Source organism: Thermosynechococcus sp. GLH187, from assembly GCF_031583395.1.
Classification (GTDB): domain Bacteria; phylum Cyanobacteriota; class Cyanobacteriia; order Thermosynechococcales; family Thermosynechococcaceae; genus Thermosynechococcus.
Genome location: NZ_CP134175.1, coordinates 1,513,103 through 1,530,016, shown reverse-complemented (window position 1 = coordinate 1,530,016; position 16,914 = coordinate 1,513,103). Strand labels below are relative to the sequence as shown.

At 52.3% G+C, this 16,914-nt stretch carries 22 protein-coding genes, 1 tRNA gene and 1 riboswitch; of the genes, 6 read left to right on the top strand and 17 right to left on the bottom strand.

Annotated elements, in window-relative coordinates:
- Nucleotides 1–261 carry a ParB N-terminal domain-containing protein gene (locus RHI63_RS07460; protein ID WP_206199621.1) on the bottom strand — a complete coding sequence of 87 codons (261 nt, stop codon included), beginning with the start codon at nucleotides 259–261 and terminating at the stop codon, nucleotides 1–3.
- A gap of 145 nt (nucleotides 262–406) precedes the next feature.
- On the opposite strand from RHI63_RS07460, the gene RHI63_RS07455 reads away from it, so the two are divergent.
- Nucleotides 407–1,741: an alkaline phosphatase PhoX gene (locus RHI63_RS07455; RefSeq protein WP_206199620.1), complete on the top strand. Its 1,335-nt coding sequence runs from the start codon at nucleotides 407–409 to the stop codon at nucleotides 1,739–1,741.
- Nucleotides 1,742–1,834: 93 nt separating this feature from the next.
- On the opposite strand, the gene RHI63_RS07450 is transcribed toward RHI63_RS07455, so the two are convergent.
- The 6 genes from RHI63_RS07450 to RHI63_RS07425 all read right to left on the bottom strand — a co-directional run bounded on the left by RHI63_RS07450 (nucleotide 1,835) and on the right by RHI63_RS07425 (nucleotide 5,749).
- Complete coding sequence (locus RHI63_RS07450; RefSeq protein ID WP_206199619.1) at nucleotides 1,835–2,278, bottom strand: DUF4278 domain-containing protein; 444 nt, start codon at nucleotides 2,276–2,278, stop codon at nucleotides 1,835–1,837.
- A gap of 39 nt (nucleotides 2,279–2,317) precedes the next feature.
- A riboswitch (Glutamine riboswitch) is annotated at nucleotides 2,318–2,430 on the bottom strand.
- 174 nt (nucleotides 2,431–2,604) lie between these two features.
- Nucleotides 2,605–2,868: a 50S ribosomal protein L27 gene (gene rpmA, locus RHI63_RS07445; protein ID WP_206199618.1), complete on the bottom strand. Its 264-nt coding sequence runs from the start codon at nucleotides 2,866–2,868 to the stop codon at nucleotides 2,605–2,607.
- Between the two features lies 1 nt (nucleotide 2,869).
- Nucleotides 2,870–3,205 carry a 50S ribosomal protein L21 gene (rplU, locus tag RHI63_RS07440; RefSeq protein WP_206199617.1) on the bottom strand — a complete coding sequence of 112 codons (336 nt, stop codon included), beginning with the start codon at nucleotides 3,203–3,205 and terminating at the stop codon, nucleotides 2,870–2,872.
- 118 nt (nucleotides 3,206–3,323) lie between these two features.
- Nucleotides 3,324–3,728 (bottom strand): FHA domain-containing protein, encoded by a 405-nt coding sequence (locus RHI63_RS07435; RefSeq protein ID WP_302677943.1) that lies wholly within the window; start codon nucleotides 3,726–3,728, stop codon nucleotides 3,324–3,326.
- A gap of 42 nt (nucleotides 3,729–3,770) precedes the next feature.
- The gene (locus RHI63_RS07430; RefSeq protein WP_206199615.1) at nucleotides 3,771–4,217 is read right to left on the bottom strand and encodes an Rrf2 family transcriptional regulator; all 447 of its coding nucleotides are present in this window, start codon (nucleotides 4,215–4,217) and stop codon (nucleotides 3,771–3,773) included.
- Nucleotides 4,214–5,749: a SagB/ThcOx family dehydrogenase gene (locus RHI63_RS07425; protein ID WP_310821401.1), complete on the bottom strand. Its 1,536-nt coding sequence runs from the start codon at nucleotides 5,747–5,749 to the stop codon at nucleotides 4,214–4,216. Before RHI63_RS07425 ends, RHI63_RS07430 begins: the two co-directional genes overlap by 4 nt.
- 121 nt (nucleotides 5,750–5,870) lie before the next feature.
- Between RHI63_RS07425 and RHI63_RS07420 the strand changes: the two genes are divergently transcribed.
- The gene (locus RHI63_RS07420) at nucleotides 5,871–6,401 is read left to right on the top strand and encodes a pentapeptide repeat-containing protein (RefSeq protein ID WP_206199613.1); all 531 of its coding nucleotides are present in this window, start codon (nucleotides 5,871–5,873) and stop codon (nucleotides 6,399–6,401) included.
- Here RHI63_RS07420 and cbiE read toward each other — a convergent pair.
- Both cbiE and RHI63_RS07410 read right to left on the bottom strand, forming a co-directional pair.
- Nucleotides 6,392–7,639: a precorrin-6y C5,15-methyltransferase (decarboxylating) subunit CbiE gene (gene cbiE, locus RHI63_RS07415; RefSeq protein WP_206199612.1), complete on the bottom strand. Its 1,248-nt coding sequence runs from the start codon at nucleotides 7,637–7,639 to the stop codon at nucleotides 6,392–6,394. The genes RHI63_RS07420 and cbiE overlap by 10 nt on opposite strands.
- Entirely contained in the window at nucleotides 7,636–8,250 is a 615-nt protein-coding gene (locus RHI63_RS07410; protein WP_310742831.1) for a cobalt-precorrin-8X methylmutase, read from the bottom strand. The genes cbiE and RHI63_RS07410 overlap by 4 nt, the downstream gene beginning before the upstream one ends.
- Nucleotides 8,251–8,286: 36 nt before the next feature.
- Between RHI63_RS07410 and RHI63_RS07405 the strand changes: the two genes are divergently transcribed.
- Nucleotides 8,287–8,371 (top strand) — tRNA-Ser (locus tag RHI63_RS07405).
- A 150-nt stretch (nucleotides 8,372–8,521) separates the two neighbouring features.
- The gene (locus RHI63_RS07400; protein WP_206199610.1) at nucleotides 8,522–8,818 is read left to right on the top strand and encodes a hypothetical protein; all 297 of its coding nucleotides are present in this window, start codon (nucleotides 8,522–8,524) and stop codon (nucleotides 8,816–8,818) included.
- Here the strand turns inward: RHI63_RS07400 and murQ are convergent.
- From murQ to RHI63_RS07375, 5 genes are all read right to left on the bottom strand, one after another.
- Nucleotides 8,815–9,741, bottom strand: a complete 927-nt coding sequence (murQ, locus tag RHI63_RS07395) for an N-acetylmuramic acid 6-phosphate etherase (RefSeq protein WP_206199609.1) — start codon at nucleotides 9,739–9,741, stop codon at nucleotides 8,815–8,817. The two genes, RHI63_RS07400 and murQ, sit on opposite strands and share 4 nt — an antisense overlap.
- Nucleotides 9,738–10,307, bottom strand: coding sequence for a glyoxalase-like domain protein (locus RHI63_RS07390; RefSeq protein WP_206199608.1), 570 nt, complete (start codon nucleotides 10,305–10,307; stop codon nucleotides 9,738–9,740). Before RHI63_RS07390 ends, murQ begins: the two co-directional genes overlap by 4 nt.
- A gap of 469 nt (nucleotides 10,308–10,776) precedes the next feature.
- Nucleotides 10,777–11,805: a pyruvate dehydrogenase (acetyl-transferring) E1 component subunit alpha gene (gene pdhA, locus RHI63_RS07385; protein ID WP_206199607.1), complete on the bottom strand. Its 1,029-nt coding sequence runs from the start codon at nucleotides 11,803–11,805 to the stop codon at nucleotides 10,777–10,779.
- Nucleotides 11,806–12,008: 203 nt separating this feature from the next.
- The gene (locus RHI63_RS07380) at nucleotides 12,009–12,176 is read right to left on the bottom strand and encodes a hypothetical protein (protein WP_206199606.1); all 168 of its coding nucleotides are present in this window, start codon (nucleotides 12,174–12,176) and stop codon (nucleotides 12,009–12,011) included.
- A gap of 27 nt (nucleotides 12,177–12,203) precedes the next feature.
- Nucleotides 12,204–12,536: a DUF565 domain-containing protein gene (locus tag RHI63_RS07375; RefSeq protein WP_206199605.1), complete on the bottom strand. Its 333-nt coding sequence runs from the start codon at nucleotides 12,534–12,536 to the stop codon at nucleotides 12,204–12,206.
- Nucleotides 12,537–12,593: 57 nt separating this feature from the next.
- Between RHI63_RS07375 and RHI63_RS07370 the strand changes: the two genes are divergently transcribed.
- The gene (locus RHI63_RS07370) at nucleotides 12,594–13,553 is read left to right on the top strand and encodes an alpha-E domain-containing protein (protein WP_206199604.1); all 960 of its coding nucleotides are present in this window, start codon (nucleotides 12,594–12,596) and stop codon (nucleotides 13,551–13,553) included.
- Between the two features lie 25 nt (nucleotides 13,554–13,578).
- On the opposite strand, the gene RHI63_RS07365 is transcribed toward RHI63_RS07370, so the two are convergent.
- Both RHI63_RS07365 and coaD read right to left on the bottom strand, forming a co-directional pair.
- Nucleotides 13,579–14,217, bottom strand: a complete 639-nt coding sequence (locus tag RHI63_RS07365) for an ATP synthase F0 subunit B (protein WP_206199603.1) — start codon at nucleotides 14,215–14,217, stop codon at nucleotides 13,579–13,581.
- Nucleotides 14,172–14,678, bottom strand: a complete 507-nt coding sequence (gene coaD / locus RHI63_RS07360; protein ID WP_206199602.1) for a pantetheine-phosphate adenylyltransferase — start codon at nucleotides 14,676–14,678, stop codon at nucleotides 14,172–14,174. The genes RHI63_RS07365 and coaD overlap by 46 nt, the downstream gene beginning before the upstream one ends.
- Before the next feature lie 736 nt (nucleotides 14,679–15,414).
- Between coaD and RHI63_RS07355 the strand changes: the two genes are divergently transcribed.
- Complete coding sequence (locus RHI63_RS07355; RefSeq protein ID WP_310821399.1) at nucleotides 15,415–16,107, top strand: hypothetical protein; 693 nt, start codon at nucleotides 15,415–15,417, stop codon at nucleotides 16,105–16,107.
- Between the two features lie 40 nt (nucleotides 16,108–16,147).
- Here the strand turns inward: RHI63_RS07355 and RHI63_RS07350 are convergent, their stop codons facing one another.
- The gene (locus RHI63_RS07350) at nucleotides 16,148–16,873 is read right to left on the bottom strand and encodes a hypothetical protein (RefSeq protein ID WP_206199600.1); all 726 of its coding nucleotides are present in this window, start codon (nucleotides 16,871–16,873) and stop codon (nucleotides 16,148–16,150) included.
- Nucleotides 16,874–16,914 lie beyond the last annotated feature (41 nt).

The window sequence follows — 16,914 nt, the reverse complement described above, 5'->3', positions numbered from 1 at the left end:
CTAGGCAAGGTGCAGCTTCAGTACCGAACGGGGCGCCCGGCGGACTCGTGCCCGAATCGTCGGCAGTCCGAGCCGTTGACAGGCTTCGTAGCGATGACACCCCGAAAAGCCATAGTACTGCCCTTCGACTTCAAGGACATCAATGGGTTCCTGCTGGCCAATTTCCGCAATGGAGGCCATCAACGCTGCGACTTTTGCAGGATCCGTTTGCCGAATCAGGGGACGACGAATGGCATTGAGGGGCAAATCGATCACTCGCATTGACTTATCCAAACTCATTATGACTTTATTTTAGCAAGCGATCTGCAATCGGCCACAAAATGCCCTTGAATAACTTCCTAAGTTTGCAGTAAGACAATAGGGGTCGGCTTTTAGCCGTTGGTTGTGCAGTTTACATGGGTTTTTTATGGGTTTGCAACGTCGTCGCTTCCTCACCCTTGCCGCCGCCGGTATGGGGGCAGCACTGTTTCCCCAAGGATTACAGCTTCTCTATCAACGGGCCGCCCAAGGTGAACTGCTGACCACACGCGGATTTGGCCCCTTGGTGCAGGATCCCAATGGCCTGTTGGATTTGCCGGCAGGCTTTCAGTATCGGGTATTTTCCAAGCTGGGCGATCGCCTGAGTGATGGTACCCCCGTCCCGACGCTCCATGATGGCATGGCCGCCTTCCCCGGCCCCGATGGCACGACCATCCTTGTGCGCAACCATGAGATGTATCCGGGGCTACCCCGTGCCTTTCAGGGGGTGGTGGCTCCCAAGGAGCGGATGTATGACCCCATTGCCCCCGGCGGCACCACTACACTCGTGGTGAGCAAAGATCGGCAACTCCTCAAGCATTACGTTTCTTTGGCCGGTACCTCGCGCAATTGTGGTGGCGGCAAAACCCTTTGGGGCAGTTGGATTAGCTGCGAGGAAACCATTTCCACGCCCGAACATCCTGCCAACCGCGGTCCGGTGCAAAAACGCCACGGCTACAACTTTGAAGTACCGATCAGTGCCCAAGGCCCCGTGACGCCAGTTCCCCTCAAGGCAATGGGGCGCTTTCAACATGAGGCGATCGCCATCGACCCGCAAACGCATATCGTCTATCAAACAGAGGATCGCGGCGATAGTCTCTTTTATCGCTTTATTCCCAAGGAACCCACCAACCTTGCTGCTGGCGGCCAACTCCAAGCCTTGAAAATCAAACGCTACCCGAAAATTAACACCGGTCAGGATTTTCCCCTGCGCAAACCCTTTGAAGTGGAATGGGTAAATATCACCCAGCCTGACCCCCCCCTCGACACCGTGCGCTATGAGGGCTACGACAAAGGGGCAGCCCAATTTGTACGCGGTGAAGGCCTCTGCTACCACAATGGCGAATTTTACTTTACAGCCACCAGTGGTGGTGAAAAGCGGCTAGGCCAAATCTGGCGATACCGCCCCGGTCGCACCGCAGCAGATGGTGGCACGATTGAGCTGTTTGTCGAGTCCCCCGGCAAAGAGGTTCTTGATTATCCCGATAACTTGACGATGGCCCCTTGGGGAGACCTCATTTGCTGCGAAGATGGCGACGATGCCATTAATCGCCTCATTGGTATCACCCCCCAAGGAGAGCTATACACCTTTGCGCGCAATGCCCTCAATGATCAAGAACTGGCGGGGGTTTGCTTCTCACCCGACGGCCAAACCATGTTTGTCAATCTCTACCATCCGGGGATGACCTTTGCCATTTGGGGGCCCTGGGATCGGCGGGGTTAATGCCCACAGCAAAAGGGAGCCAAGAATGACCTGACTCCCTCGTTATTTTCCTACTGACTCAACTCAACACTTCAACCCAGTGTCATTGCTGCCTTAGCTCAGCGCCACAGGGGAGCGATCGTAGGTGGCACCAAAGACGGGGTTAATTTTCCCTTGGATTTGGTTCCAGTAGTGGGCTGCCGTCACCGGCATGCCGATTGCTTCTGCCATCCGGGCAAGGAGGGTTTGTTCACGGCTTTTAATCATCACATGATGTGCCATCGCCAAGGAGCGAGCCATTTCGTTAACCGTTGCTGTCATGGGCACAGAAGCCACATTATCGGCCAAGCGCGCAGCGGGAACACCAGCGGGCTGTTTACCTTTTTGATACTTGACACCCCGATAGGTCATGATTTTTAAGGAGTCTTCCGGTGGATTTGTCGGAGCAGCCACACGATAGGTGCTACCGCGATACTTGGCCACGACATCCGTTGCTTGGGTGTTGATCGCTGGAGGAACGTAGTTGTATTGAACGCCGCGATAAGTAAGAGTCGTCATAATTTTCGCCCCATTTTTATTACAAGGTGGACTGGCTGAGGCGCGTTCCTTCGGGATCTGTTTCCCTACTTCCGTCCCTCGCGAAGGTACAACGCTGACAATTAAACTCGGTCTGAAAAGCGTTTACTGATGTCCTGCGAGAGATGAACGATTTATTTCTGTATCTAATTTAACAATTTCTCGACCTTAAAGCAAGCTGTTCATAGAAATTTACAATAATCGGGTCAACACTTCCTTAGGAGAGTCATTGACTAAGACAACAAAAAAGGCCAACCCCGAGGATTGACCCAATTAGATGATTTTTGAATGTTGATCGGGGAGTGGTTTTAGCCCTCGGCTAGGGGATAGACACTCACGCGCTTGCGATTTTTGCCATAGCGCTCAAAGGTGACCACACCCGCGATCGTTGCAAAAAGAGTATCGTCACTGCCGCGACCGACATTGGCGCCGGGGTGAAACTTTGTCCCCCGCTGCCGTACAAGAATGTGACCGGCCTTAACCACTTCACCACCAAAGCGCTTGACACCCAGACGCTGGGCATTGGAGTCACGACCGTTGCGGGTACTACCTGTTCCTTTCTTGTGTGCCATGTTAACCTCCTAGGGATTCACCGTTAAGACGAATCTCGTTGATCATGATGCGGGTCAGTTCTTGGCGGTGGCCTTGTTTTTTGCGGGTTTTCTTTTTCGGGCGCATCTTATAGACAATCACCTTGGGGCCGCGACGGTGCCCCATCACCGTACCAGAGACAACCGCACCACTAACGTAGGGTTGACCCACGTGGACTTGGCTATCGGTTTGCACCAGCAACACCCGTTCTAGATCAATTGTGCCCTCTGGCTCGACGGGGAGCCGCTCCACATCGTAAAAGCGCCCGGCTTCAACGCGCAGTTGCTTGCCACCGGTCTCAATGATTGCGTATGCCATAGAAACTAAAAAACTCCTTGCCGTGCAGGTGAGGGGATGCGTGCCTCTTGGAAAACCTGTTCCGTGCAAACTCAACAATTTTCCATCATAAAATTTATCCCCTGTGGCTGTCAAACCCCTAGCCAACCCAAGGCAGACTGCCGGTTGAACGTTTGCTCAGTTTGGGGCGCTCATCGAGGGAAATCTCCTTAAACATGTCTGGATAGTAAAAAACAATGAGGGTGGTACCCACACAAATGACATCTTCATGGTGGAGGAGGGTGCTGTGCTGAATTGGCAGGCCATTGAGGAGCGTGCCATTGCGACTGTGGTAATCACTAATGAAATAGAGGGGCTGCCCCTTAAAGAGAAAGGCGTTGATGACGGCATGCACTCGCGAGACGTAGGTATCTTTGAGGAGAATATTGCAATCCAGTTGGCGACCAATCGTCCACTGGCGATCGGGACTGAGAATAACTTCCCGTTTCGGCAAACCACGTTCGCGAATGATCAGCCATGCTTTGGGGTAGGTTGGTGCTGACATGGGTGTCTCCCCCCACTCTGGGATGCCCTTAGCCTAGATCGCCTAGATGACAAACGTTGCCCCATCCCCTTGAGCCGCTTGCCAACTACGGGCATCAAAGTATAAATCCTCAAGGGAGATACTGGCCAAGGCATCCTGAAGTTTTTGGTGGAGTCGTTGCCAGAGACTCAAGGTCACCCAATCCGCTGTGCCATCTTCCGGTTGGGGAGGATGCAAAAACAGGGGGGTCGGCGATTCACCAACGGCAGTAAGGATATCCCGCAGGGAAATGGCGGCCGGGGGACGGGCCAGTTGATAGCCCCCATAGACGCCTCGCAGCGATCGCACCAAGCCAGCCCGCCGCAATTCAATCAAGAGTTTTTCCAGATAGGGGGCAGGAATCTTTTGCCGCTCAGCAATGGCGCGCACGGAGGCAGGCCCATAGTTGGGTAACAAACTCAAGTCCAATAGAGCCTTGATACTGTAGTGGCCACGGGTGGTGAGGGTCACGCTGCTTTGCCAACGGTGGTAATGTACAGAACCGCTTCTTGCGGGGGAATGCCCAAGAGATCGTTGACCTGATCATCAAAGAAACCGCCAATGCCACTGACCCCTAGCCCCAAAGCGGTGGCAGCCAAATTGATCCGCTGTCCAAGGTGGCCAGCATCCATGTGGAGGTAGCGATAAGCCCGTTCCCCATAGCGAGCGATCGCCCGCTCCAGATTGGCGGTATGGAAAATCACCACAGCGGCATCGCGACCGAGGTCTTGATTGAGGCAGAGGAAATGCAACTGCTCTTGAAAGTTCTTGAAGCGAATTTGGCGTAACTCATGCTCGGCCACAGCATAGTAGTAGCAGCCCTCCTCTAGATCCTTGACCCGCGTCACGGCAATAAAGGTTTCCACCAATGTCGGGTCAAAGAAACTAGGGGCTTCATCTAGGCCTTGATCGCGGTAGTCCTGAGGATGGTAGGCAAAGGTGAGCAGGGCAGCCAGTTGATCCACTTCAATCCCTTGGCCACTGTACTGACGAGTCGAGCGCCGCTGCAGAATGGTTTGCTGGAGAGCGGCTAGATTGGTTTCCCAGTCAATGATGGTTTTGCTGAGACTCACCCGCAGACCAAAGGGAAAGTTGTATTTACTAGCAGGGGGTTCAGTAGGCTCCTTGGCAGGGGGGCTGGGAGTCTCTTTGGCCATGCCGTAGATCATGTCACTATTGGTGAGGGCACTGGCACAATGGTAAGCTTTCAGTAGCTCGCCACTGGCGATCGCCCCATAGTCATAGCAGGTGGCAGAGGCCAACACTGCGGGGAACGTGGACAAGTTTTCGCCCACTTCGAGTAAATTGGCAAGGGCAACCACCGCCAACACCCCCTCCTGTTCTGGATCAAGGTAAAGCAGTTCATTCATTTGGGCATCCACAAAACCACCAATGAAGTGAGCGCGAAAGTCATTGATATTGGCGGCCAGTTCCACATTCCCCAAGAGGTGCCCAATGTCGAGGCAAATGCGGCGATAGGCGCGATCGCCATAACGCCAAGCGGAACGGTAAAAGACGGCTGTCACGATCAGCGCAATGTGCGTCCTTTCTAGCGCTGGATGCCAAAGACAAGCGGCCTGTAGGGCTGACCAAGAATAGCTTTGCCACACCTGCACAAGGGCATGGTCTTTCACTTGGTAGTTATAAATGCCAGCGGGAATGGCGGTGTCGTTGCGAGTGAGGAGATAGATTTCCGCTGGATATAGCCCCCCGGCAGAAGGTGCTGCCCGCATATAAAAGGGCTGATCGGCATAGGGAACCACCCCAGTAATGCCATAGGTACAGTACAACAACCGTGAGAGTCGCTGCCAGTGGGGGTGGGTTGCCCCCTGCTCAAGTTCTAAAAACGGCTTGAGGGAGAAGGACTGACCAAGAGGATAGGTTTTGCAGGGACTGGGCTGGCGACTAAAATCGAGCGGTGCTGCCTGTTGGGCTAAGGTCTCAGGGGCGTACTTGGTGCGTTCGTGGTAATGCTGTGCCAAGGAAAGCGGTTGAAACCCCATTGTGGTGCCTCACCAAGTTAAGAAACCATTAAGTAATATGAACTTCTTCAATAAATCCCCCTACAGTCAAAAAGGTTTAGGTAGAAATACTTAGTCACAGTACAACGCTCTTTATACCATTATGGCCAAATTCAGCAATGAGGAACTATTGGCAGCCTATGCAGCGGGGGAACGAGATTTTCGGGGCAGCGATCTGACGGGTCTGAGCCTTTTTGACACCAACCTCAGTGATGCCGATTTCAGTGAGAGTAATTTGGAAAATGCCTATTTGCCCTATTGCCAGTTGAATCGAATTCAAGCGATTGCCACCAATCTACGCCACAGTGAATTAGGGGATGCTCAGTTGTATCAAGCGAACCTTGCGGCAGCGGATCTTGAAGGAGCCAACCTTGTCCGCACCAACCTGCGATCGGCCAATTTGGAACGGGCAAACCTGCAAGGCGCTAATCTTCAGGGGGCGGATCTGCGCTATGCCAATTTGCGACAAGCGAATCTCCAAGGAGCCAACCTGCAACAGGCCAATTTAGAGCAGGCAGATTTAACGGCAGCCCAGGTACAGCGGTGTAATTTTTTTCGGGCAACGGGTGTTGATCTGTCGGCTGCGGTGTGCGATCGCACCACGGTTTATCCCGATGGCTATTTTTACCCCTGACTCAGGGTGATGAGGGTGACTGGATTGAGGGGATGGAGGCGGTGGCCTTGACCCAAGGGAACGGAGCGGCTGAGTTGCACGTGTAGCACTTGCGGGCTGATTTGCTGGGTTTGACACCAGTGGAGAACTTGGCCTTGGTGTTCGAGGGTGGCGATCGCCAGCACCAACCGGCCGCCAGCTTTCAAGTGTGACCAACAATAGTCGAGATTGGCCAGTAATTGGGCACCACTGCCGCCAATAAACACGCGATCCGGTTGCGGCAAGCCACTGAGGCTCTGGGGTGCTGCTCCTTGGATTGGGATCAGATTGGTCAAACCAAAAGCCTTGCGGTTGCGCTCAATCAGTTGAAAGCCAATCGCCGTTTTCTCGATCGCATAGATGGTGGCTTGGGGGGCAAGGCGGGCGATTTCCACAGCAACACTGCCGGTGCCGGCGCCCACATCCCAAACGGTTTCGATAGTGCCGGTGAGGGCAAGTTCCGCCAAGGCCAATACCCGCACTTCCCGCTTTGTCATCAAGCTGGGGCGATCGCCAAAGGTGAAAAATTGATCATCCCCTAGGCCAAAAACGGGCTGTTCCCGAGGGGGTAGGTGCTGGGGTTGACGCAGGAGCACCACCAAATTCAGCGGATGTACCGGCGGAAGCATTGTCACTGGTTGGGCTAAGTCCCACGGCAGAATGGCTTCGTCTGCACTACCCAAGGCCTGACACACCCACGCCCGATAGGACACCGGCAGGTGCAATGCTTGGTATAAGCGGCTAATGGCAGCAATATTAGCCTCACCATCGGTATAGATGGCAATTTTCTCCACCCCCCGCTGCAACAGCGGCACCAACCCCGCTAAATCGCGACCATGGGCACTGTAGATCACGGCATCCTGCCAAGGGAGCTTGAGCCGACTAAAGGCCAACTGCACCGCACTGAGGTGGGGATGAAACGTCAACTGATCGGGAGTAAAGACTTCGAGCAGCCAGCGTCCCAGCCCGTAAAACAGGGGATCGCCACTGGTGAGAATGACCACTTGGGGGTTCGGGGTTGTTGCCAAGTGGGTTTGAATCGCCTTGAAACTGGCGTTAAAGTCCCGTAGAGACAAGCGGCGGGCGTCTCCATGGGGAATCAACTGAAGATGGCGATCGCTCCCCACCAAAAGCGTCGCTGTGCGAATAATTTCCTGAACTGTTTCCCCCAACCCTGCCAGCCCCTCTAGGCCAATGCCCACCACATGAATCGGGGTCACACTGACTCCTTGCTATCGGCCAACTCCAGCAGGGCATTCACAATCGCTGCCGCCACAGGCGATCCCCCCTTGCGACCGGCAACACGAATTTGAGGCACGGGCAGTTGGGCAAGGGCTGCTTTTGACTCTACAACATTGACAAAGCCAACCGGGACACCAATGACGCCCGCCGGCGGTACACGGGTTTGTTGCAGGCGATCGCACAGGGCAAGGAGCGCCGTTGGCGCATTCCCAACCACAAACAGGGCATCGGGCCACTGTTGCCAAGCGCGGATCATCCCTGCTTCGCTGCGGGTTTGATCGGGAGCGGTGTGGCTGCCATCGTCAAGGGCGGTAATAATTGGATTCTGAAAGGTACGGCTGACCATGGTTTGAATGCCGACCCTGACCATGGCCACATCGGTAATAATCGGCACACCTGAGCGCAGGGCTTGTGTCATGTGGGCGATCGCCCCCGGCGAAATCTCCAGCAGGTTCTTAAACTCAAAATCTGCCGTGCTGTGGATAATTCGCCGCAAAATCGCATAGCTTGGGGCATCAAAGGGGTGAGGACCGATCTCGCGATCAATGATGGCAAAACTGGCTTGGGCAATGGGATGCAGCAGAGACACAGGACTTCTGATAGGATAGTAGAACTGCCTAAACGTGGAGAGATGGCCGAGTGGTCGAAGGCGCAGCACTGGAAATGCTGTGTGGGGCAACTCACCGAGGGTTCGAATCCCTCTCTCTCCGTCCTATTGTTATCTTGCCACTACAGGGGGTATCCCTTGCTGCAACCAAGGGAGAGGTGGCTGCCCTAAAATAGAAAACATAGAGAATACTCCCAACGCAGTTAGGGGTTCTTAAGTGCTTAATTTCTAACCCCCTTGAGGATTCTTTACTATGCGTTTCTCCTCAATCCCTTGGATAGTAATTGCCAGTATGCTGCCTGCTGTACCTGTCTTTGCTAATTCCGCTGCCATTGGCACGATTCAAGTTAGCCCCGAGTTGCGATCGGCACTGCAATCAGCCCCCGATCCTGCGGCAAACCCCAATGCTGTCCCACCTGCGAGTAATATGGCAGAGATTGAAAACAGCCTAGAGATTTCGCCTGTGCCTACTCGCCCCGATCCAAAGGTGTACAGGCAGTTTGAGGAACCCCGCAATAATCGCGGTCTTGGCTTCAAAGTGGGCATTTAGGGGTTCAGGGCAGCACTTTTGGCCGCGTGCAGTTGGCCATTGTGTTGATCGAGTAGAGCTTGAGCGGCAAGGGCATCCAGTTCTGTCCAGTACATGAGCAGGGCACGCTTCACTTGGTAGCCACTGCGTTCGAGGAGAGCTGCTGCTGCTGCGCGATCAATCCCCGTGAGATCCGTGAGAATCCGCAGGGCACGATCCAAGAGCTTACGATTGGTGACCGCCACATCCACCATGCGGTTGCCATAGACTTTGCCCAACTGCACCATCACCCCCGTGGAAATGATATTCAGTGCCATTTTTGTGGCAGTACCGGCTTTCAAACGGGTGGATCCAGCAAGGAGTTCAGGCCCCACCAGTAGGCGAATGTCAATGTCGGCAGCCCGCTGTACCTGATCCGAGGGAACACAGGCCATAAAGACCGTAAGTGCCCCTACTGCTTGCGCTGCATCCAGTGCCCCATGAACATAGGGAGTGGTTCCGCCAGCGGTAATACCCATCACCACATCTTGGGCAGTAATCTGGCAATCGCCCACCACGGCGGCGCCATCTTCGTAGCGATCCTCAAGGCCTTCGGAACTGCGCACAAGGGCAGCCTCACCGCCGGCCAGAATGCCTTGAACCAAATGGGGCGGTGTACAAAAGGTGGGTGGACATTCCGCAGCATCCAAAACCCCCAAGCGACCACTGGTGCCGGCACCAACGTAGAAGAGGCGTCCCCCTTGGCGGAGGCGGGCTGCTGTGGCGGTAATGGTTTGGGCTAAGACCTCGCGGGCTTGGGCGATCGCCCGCAGCGTTTGGGCATCTTCCTGATTAAACAGATCAACTAGTTCCAAGGGAGTGAGCTGATCCAGATTCTGGCTGGCGGGATTGATCTGCTCCGTCAAGAGATGACCACGACTAGGGAGTTCTTGGAGGTCTGTCATGGCCGCGCCGAAATTTCTGCCATTTCAATCACGGTGCCGTCGTAGTCCTTGACAAGGAAATTGAGGGGGCGATCGCTGCGCATTTTGTAGCGCAACTGCCGCCGTTGAATCCGCAGCAATAGGAGTTCGAGGCACTCACGGTCAAAGCAGACATGGCGCTGACGGTGGCGTTCCCCCTTGCTGGCACCACTAATGACATGCAGTTGCGTATTTTTCTTGAGTTGGTACCACAACCCATCACTAGGGCTGGGGCGCTTGGGGCTGCTGTAGCTCAAGGCCGAGGGCACATAGAGCGGATCCATCGAAGCCACGCCAAGGGTTTGCTCATAGTTGTAGTAGTAGTGCAGCGGTACATCAGCGATCGGCAAATGCAACTCCTGCTCGTAGAACTGCCGCGCGTGCTCCAAATCCGAGACCATGATCGTATAGACCTTGGGGGCACTGGACAAAAAGAGCCACATCGCCCCTGCGTAGCCCATCAGCAGCATGATCATGATCCCCTGGGTGGAGAATACCCCATCCCAGAGACCATCCAGCCAGGCAAACAAAGGAGGAGTCAACAACATGCCAATGTTCTAGGGAAAGCTCCTTTTATTCTAGTGACTATCCTAGTCAACAGACCCAGCAATGGTTTATTCATTGATAAAAATATATTCTTGACGTTGCTGAGACTGGGATCAGCCAAGGGCTGTAGGGAGGTGGGGCTAGGTTACAATCCCTTAATCTGTAAATAATGTTCTCTTAAACACGAGTTTCCCCTAGAACTGTCGTTGTGAGCTATGCCCCTCAGCGCATTTCGCCAGACGAGTGTTTACCAAAAGACAACACCCCAGCCCCCTGCAACATGCCAAATTCCACTTATTTGTGTTTGCGGTTGCTTCTTAGGCATTGTTTCCTAGTGTTCGGTGGACTTGGCCAACAGTGGGATATTGCTTTGTCCGAGATTGTCCGAACCGTTTTACCGCGTGAGTTTGCTCCTGTTGCAAAATTGTCCTATTTTTCGGGCAATGCCCCCGTTGCTGGCAGCGGCCCAACCTATTCATCCGCAAAGATGTAGTCGTAGAGTTCTTCGGGCTTAGGCTCAGGACTTTCCTCGGCAAAGGCCACAGCATCATCCACAATCGCTTGTACTTTTTGCTCAATGGCACGCAGGTCTTCGCTAGTGGCCAGTTCCTGCTCCACGAGGTAGGCGCCCAGCTTTTTGATCGGATCGCGCTTCAGCCAAAATTCTTTCTCTTCTTTGGAGCGCAGTTCATCGGGATCGGCAAGGGAGTGCCCTCGGAAACGGTAGGTCAAAGCTTCAATCAGGGTGGGGCCTTCACCGGCACGGGCGCGGGCGATCGCTGCTTCAGCCACTGTACGCACCGCCAGCACATCCATGCCATCCACTTCCTCACCCACCATGCCAAAGACCTTGGCCTTCTTGTAGATTTCTGTTTCGGAACTGGCACGCTCATGGGCCATACCGATCGCCCACTTGTTATTTTCCACCACGAAAAGAATGGGTAATTTCCAGAGGGCTGCCATATTCAAGCACTCAAAGAACTGGCCATTATTGCTGGCACCATCACCAAAGAAGCAAGCGGTGACCTGATCGGCCTTGGCATCGCCCATCACCTGACGGCGGTACATCGTCTGAAATGCTGCCCCCGTTGCGACTGGAATCCCCTCAGCGACAAAGGCAAAGCCCCCCAAGAGATTATGCTTAGCAGAAAAGAGGTGCATTGAGCCGCCCCGGCCTTTGCTACACCCCGTCGCCTTGCCAAAGAGTTCAGCCATCACTTCACGGGCAGGAACACCGGCGCTCAGGGCATGAACGTGATCGCGATAGGTACTGCACACGTAATCATCGGGACGCATCGCCTTGATCACACCTGTAGAGACTGCCTCTTGACCGTTGTAGAGGTGGACAAAGCCAAACATCCGCCCCCGGTAGTACATTTCGGCACACTTATCTTCAAAGGTGCGCCCCAGTACCATATCTTCATAGAGCATTAACCCCTGCTCACGAGTAATCGTGGTTTGGGGAATGGACAAAGAGGGCAGACTACGCTCTTGAACCATAGCAGGCAGTGATCAACTTAGGGTAAACGCCGTACCAACAGGGCAAGCCGCCGTTGGCATCACACTATTGTACTCAAATTACAGCCCTTTTCTTAAATATGGGAGTGACAAGGGAATGCCAGCCTCGGCTAATCACAGTAAATGAGTATTCCTGCCCCTTGCTGGTTTGCTAAAAAGAGAAGCAGGATAGATGTGGGCAGCAGTCATTGCCTCTGGTCAAAACGTTTTGCTAGGGTCGTTTGCAGACCGTGCCATGCAGTTTCTAGGATGCAACTGGGTAAGTCTCCTTCCTCTGCGGCGGCGATGAGTGCTTCAAGGTCTGCTGGCGGTTCATTGTCGGGAATGGCGATTAAAATTGCCGCAATACTCATTCATGAGGTTTCCAATTGAATTAGCAACTAACTTCCCAGAAGGAAGGCAACGAGGAACAAACCATAGAGGAGACCGAACTTCAAGGCATTGAGAATTTCGCCAAAGAGAGTTTGCCGCAGTTTCCAGCGATCGCTATAGAACATAGCACTAATCACTTCAGCAATAATTGCTACGATGCTCGAGGCCACAATATCTAAATAGCCCAATTGACCTGCACTCGAGGAAATGGCTAAGCCCAAGAACACCCCAAAGAGAAAGGCAATACTCAGTGTTGCTAGCCGTCGCCACGGATTTTTTAACTGCTCCTGAATTCCGGCGCCTAAACGATCAAGCAGGGTATTAAGACGGGTTTGCTGCATATACTCAGGACGGGAAAAGGTTGCTAGAGTGGGCAGAGAGTGAATGCTTGCCAGTATATGTTAAGTCGTGTTGCCGATGCGGTCTATTGGTTAAATCGCTACATTGAGCGGGCAGAGAATATTGCTCGTTTTGTTGATGTCAACTTGAACATGCTGCTGGATCTGCCCACGAGTCTTTCAAGTCAATGGGATCCCCTAGTGCTAACAACGGGGGATTTGCCCTTTTTTCAGGAACACTATGGCACGGCCACGGCTGAAAATGTGATTCAGTTCCTCACCTTTGACACCACCTATCCCAACTCGATCATCTCCTGTTTGCGGGCGGCACGGGAGAATGCCACATCCATTCGCGAGGTGATTTCCTCAGAAATGTGGCAGCAGGTGAATGCCTTCTACACAATGGTGCGGGAGGCGGCTAAAGCCCCGGATCAATTGGAGATTGCCAGCTTTTTGGAGCAAGTGAAACAGGCCAGTCACCTTTTTGCCGGCGTGATGGATAGTACGATGAGCCACAATGAAGCGTGGCACTTTGGTCAAATGGGGCGGCTACTGGAGCGAGCCGATAAGACCTCGCGGATTCTCGATGTGAAATACTATCTGCTGTTGCCCTCAGTGGAAGATGTGGGCACGCCCATTGATGAATTGGGTTGGATTGCGCTCCTCAAGTCCGCCAGTGCCTATGAGATGTATCGTAAACGGGGTTCGCATCGGATTACACCCGCAGGGGTCGCAGAGTTTTTGATTCTCGATGCCGAGTTTCCCCGCGCGATCCGCTTTTGTCTGTTGCAGGTGGAAAAATCCCTCTACAAAATTACAGGGACGCCCCTAGGGAGCTGGCACCAGCCCGTGGAACGCCAACTGGGACGCCTGCGATCGCAACTGGACTATTTGACGATTGATGAAATTATTGGTCAAGGCATGCACGAGTTCCTCGATCACTTGCAGCAGCAAATGAATGAGGTGGATACGCAAATTTTTCAAACGTTTTTTACCCTAGAGCCTGTGAAAGCCCGCTAGCGTGACAATTGAATTGGGGTATTGCCTAGGGTTGACGGTGGGCTTGGTGCTGCTTGAGGTATTGGCGCCCATTTTGAATCACCGCTAGCATTTCCTTGAATTGGCGTTCCATTTCCGCAAGGGTGCGATCGGCATAGGCATCCGCTTCCTGTTGCCGCTCTTGACATTCATGGCGGGTCACTTGGCGCAGATGGGCTAGTTCTTTTTCTGTGTTTTGCCGTAGCAGATTGATTTCCTCGATCGCGCGCTGGCGCATAAACTCCACCTCTTGCTGCACCTGCTGGCGAATTTTTTGGGCTTCGAGTTCTGCCTGCTGGCGAATCCGCAGTTCATCGGCAATTTGGGCAGCGCGTTGCTCTGCGGCACGGATAATTTCTTGGGCGCGGTGCTGGGCCTGTTTAATGATCTCATCCCGCTGATTGAGAATCCGCTGCGCTGTCTTCACTGATTCGGGGATCGCCTGTTCAATGTGGGCAAGTTGGTTTAGGATCTGCTCTTCATCAATGAGTTTGCGGCCGGTCAGCGGGATCTTCGTCCCTTCGAGAATCAGGAGTTCTTCCAGCTTTTCCAATTGTTGCAGGAGTTGCAGCGGTACGGAAGGGACATCAAGCGCTTCATTTACTCCAGTGGTCGTTGAGATGCGATCGGCGTTTGAGTAAAGCATGCTTCTAAATCCTTTGCAACAGTGGCTGGTACTAGATGACGAACATTACCGCCAAATCGGGCAATTTCTTTTACTAAGCTACTACTTAAGAAACTATACTCATTGGACGTGGTGAGGAACACGGTCTCAATCTCTGGCCAGAGGCTTTTATTGGTGTGGGACATCTGCAGCTCGTATTCAAAGTCCGACAGAACCCGTAGCCCCCGCAGAAGAACTGTTGCCTGTTGCGATCGCGCGTACTCAACGGTGAGGCCATCAAAGGTATCCACCCGCACATTTTTTAAGTGGACAGTTGCCGCCTGCACTTGTTTGATCCGCTGCGCCACGCTAAAGAGGGCTTTTTTCTGAGGGTTATGGGCGATCGCCACAATCACTTCACTAAAGAGACGAGCACCCCGCTCAATAATGTCCAAGTGCCCTAGGGTAATGGGATCAAAGCTTCCAGGATAAACAGCAAGCATAGGCGGCTCAATAACGAGATGAGAGGTTAAACAGCATCAAGGGTAAGACAATCATCGCTGATTTCTCGGAACAGCGGATACCATTGCTGCATTGGCAGATCACTCGCGATCGCCCCAGAAATTTTCTGACTGTATCTTTGCCGATCAACCCTACAACCAAGGGGATGAATGATCCCCGTCTGTGGATAGAAATGGAGCTGCTGCAATTAATAAAAATTAATGTAAAGAGTTGTAATCAGAATATAAAAAAATCAAATCATTTATTGACAACATTTGTAGCCTTGGCTACCAAATTTAGGCTCAATATGAACTAATGTAAACGATTTCTTAAATTTTGCAGTGTCACGTAGCGGCTATGTTACAGAATGGTGACGCAAAACTATTTGTATCAATTAATACTTGACACTATTTGTATCAATCAATACTTGACGATCTCAGATCTGAGCATTTATAACAGAAACATGTTTCATCCAACACAGTTAGAGTTCTCTTTTAACTTAAATACCGTAAATTTACTTGTAAACCTGAAGTGATTGGTGTTTCCCTGATGACGATGATTAGTTTTTTGAATAACTATTTGGTTATGTTAACTTGCTTCCCTAGTCCCTGCGTTTGTTAAACAAGTATTAAGTATTCATCATTGACTTAACTTCTTACACACCTGAAAGTACGTGCATGTCACGTGCCTCTCTCCCTTTTGCAGCTATGTCCTGTCCTAACTGTGAGGGTTCCCCCTATGAATATTTCTCCAGTCACTCGCTATTATATGCGGCGCTTACTGGCAGAGCATCCCGCCATTCAATCCTATGTTGCCCGTGACACACACCCACTGGGCATTGAGGAAGAATACCTAGAGCGTTACATTAATCTAGATCATTTAACCTATCCACAACTGAATCAATTAGAATTTCTCATTGAGTTACATCAAAAAATAAAAGTTAACGAACCACATCACACTCACCAGCTTCAACAGATTGAGCAGAAAATTTTTGACCTCATTGGTATTCAACTTCCTGTCTCCCACAGTGCCTTAATAGATTTGATGTCTTTCTTTAGTCAGGTTGCGGAAACTCAAGAGCAGATTCCTGTGCCTAGGGTAAACCATGAATCGACAAACCTTGCTGATTACTATGAATACTGTCGGCAAATTACAGAAGTAACGGTACGCTACCTTGGCAAAATGATTGTCACTAACTATTGGTTATTGACACGACCCCGTGAAAGCTGGTTGGCGCAAATTCAAGTGGAGCAGTTCCACAACCGTAACTTCACGCCCCACGATCAACTTTTAACCAACTATGAAGTCGAAACCTTGCAACGGTGGATCCATGATTTCATTCGGCATTGCTGTCGTGTCCTGCCCACTCTACCGCGCCTTCTCTTGGCGGCAGGAGTTCCTTCCCACCTGCTCTACGATCTCGTTCGTTAACGGTCAGGTTATTCCCGAAACGGGCTTCCCTATGCAAATATCAATGGAAATCAAAAGGTTCTAGGAGCGTTTGCAGTACGGTGGGCAACTTCTCGGCTAGCTCTTGGGAATGGCTATAGATGAGGCGCTGGCGACTGGGAACTTCAATGGGAAGAGGCGCCCGCTGGCTGGGGTGCTCCTGCTGAATAACAAGGAGTTGATTGCGGCGTTTACTGGCTAGGGCATAGCCCAGTTCGAGGGCAACCATTGCATGCAACTGTTCATTCCCACTCCCATCTGCAATAAAGAGCAGTGAGCGACGCAATTGGGTGATCACGGGACTATCCAGACGCAGAGGAGCCGTGGCTGAGCGTGGGCTTTCGACCAGTTCCAAGGGGAAGCGACTAGGGGTATTGGTCACAAATGCTTTGAGGGCGGTGCGAATCTCGTCACTACTGGGGCTATCGGCGGCACTGAAAAAGAGGGTTGGTTCCAAGTAACTCAGGCGATCGCTCTTGATGAAATAGATTTCATGACTGAGAACATCAATGTTGGCAATTGTATAGCTGCCACTGCCCTCAATATAAAATTCCACCGTTTCCCCAAGGCGATAGCGTTGAAACCACTCCGAACGCTGCACCGTTTCTAAGTCATCGAGAAAATCTGCCCGCAATGCCGTTTTCAGCAAGCTACTTTTGTTGAGCCGTAGATCGTGGGGGCGTTGCTCGATGTGTTCGAGGGGTTCATACTGCGGTAGGTACCATGCCCGCAGCGCAATAATCGCCATTCAATTATTCCACCTAGGTATTGCCAATTATGTTAGAGCAT

Bases quoted from the DNA above. Each gene is read 5' to 3' on its own strand.
- pdhA (WP_206199607.1), bottom strand. From the start codon at position 11,805: ATGGTTCAAGAGCGTAGTCTGCCCTCTTTGTCCATTCCCCAAACCACG.
- rpmA (WP_206199618.1), bottom strand. From the start codon at position 2,868: ATGGCACACAAGAAAGGAACAGGTAGTACCCGCAACGGTCGTGACTCC.
- RHI63_RS07435 (WP_302677943.1), bottom strand. From the start codon at position 3,728: ATGTCAGCACCAACCTACCCCAAAGCATGGCTGATCATTCGCGAACGT.
- RHI63_RS07355 (WP_310821399.1), top strand. From the start codon at position 15,415: ATGAATATTTCTCCAGTCACTCGCTATTATATGCGGCGCTTACTGGCA.
- RHI63_RS07400 (WP_206199610.1), top strand. From the start codon at position 8,522: ATGCGTTTCTCCTCAATCCCTTGGATAGTAATTGCCAGTATGCTGCCT.
- RHI63_RS07455 (WP_206199620.1), top strand. From the start codon at position 407: ATGGGTTTGCAACGTCGTCGCTTCCTCACCCTTGCCGCCGCCGGTATG.
- RHI63_RS07420 (WP_206199613.1), top strand. From the start codon at position 5,871: ATGGCCAAATTCAGCAATGAGGAACTATTGGCAGCCTATGCAGCGGGG.
- RHI63_RS07450 (WP_206199619.1), bottom strand. From the start codon at position 2,278: ATGACGACTCTTACTTATCGCGGCGTTCAATACAACTACGTTCCTCCA.
- RHI63_RS07350 (WP_206199600.1), bottom strand. From the start codon at position 16,873: ATGGCGATTATTGCGCTGCGGGCATGGTACCTACCGCAGTATGAACCC.
- RHI63_RS07390 (WP_206199608.1), bottom strand. From the start codon at position 10,307: ATGTTGTTGACTCCTCCTTTGTTTGCCTGGCTGGATGGTCTCTGGGAT.
- RHI63_RS07370 (WP_206199604.1), top strand. From the start codon at position 12,594: ATGTTAAGTCGTGTTGCCGATGCGGTCTATTGGTTAAATCGCTACATT.
- RHI63_RS07425 (WP_310821401.1), bottom strand. From the start codon at position 5,749: ATGGGGTTTCAACCGCTTTCCTTGGCACAGCATTACCACGAACGCACC.
- coaD (WP_206199602.1), bottom strand. From the start codon at position 14,678: ATGCTTGCTGTTTATCCTGGAAGCTTTGATCCCATTACCCTAGGGCAC.
- RHI63_RS07460 (WP_206199621.1), bottom strand. From the start codon at position 261: ATGCGAGTGATCGATTTGCCCCTCAATGCCATTCGTCGTCCCCTGATT.
- RHI63_RS07380 (WP_206199606.1), bottom strand. From the start codon at position 12,176: ATGAGTATTGCGGCAATTTTAATCGCCATTCCCGACAATGAACCGCCA.
- rplU (WP_206199617.1), bottom strand. From the start codon at position 3,205: ATGGCATACGCAATCATTGAGACCGGTGGCAAGCAACTGCGCGTTGAA.
- RHI63_RS07365 (WP_206199603.1), bottom strand. From the start codon at position 14,217: ATGCTTTACTCAAACGCCGATCGCATCTCAACGACCACTGGAGTAAAT.
- murQ (WP_206199609.1), bottom strand. From the start codon at position 9,741: ATGACAGACCTCCAAGAACTCCCTAGTCGTGGTCATCTCTTGACGGAG.
- RHI63_RS07375 (WP_206199605.1), bottom strand. From the start codon at position 12,536: ATGCAGCAAACCCGTCTTAATACCCTGCTTGATCGTTTAGGCGCCGGA.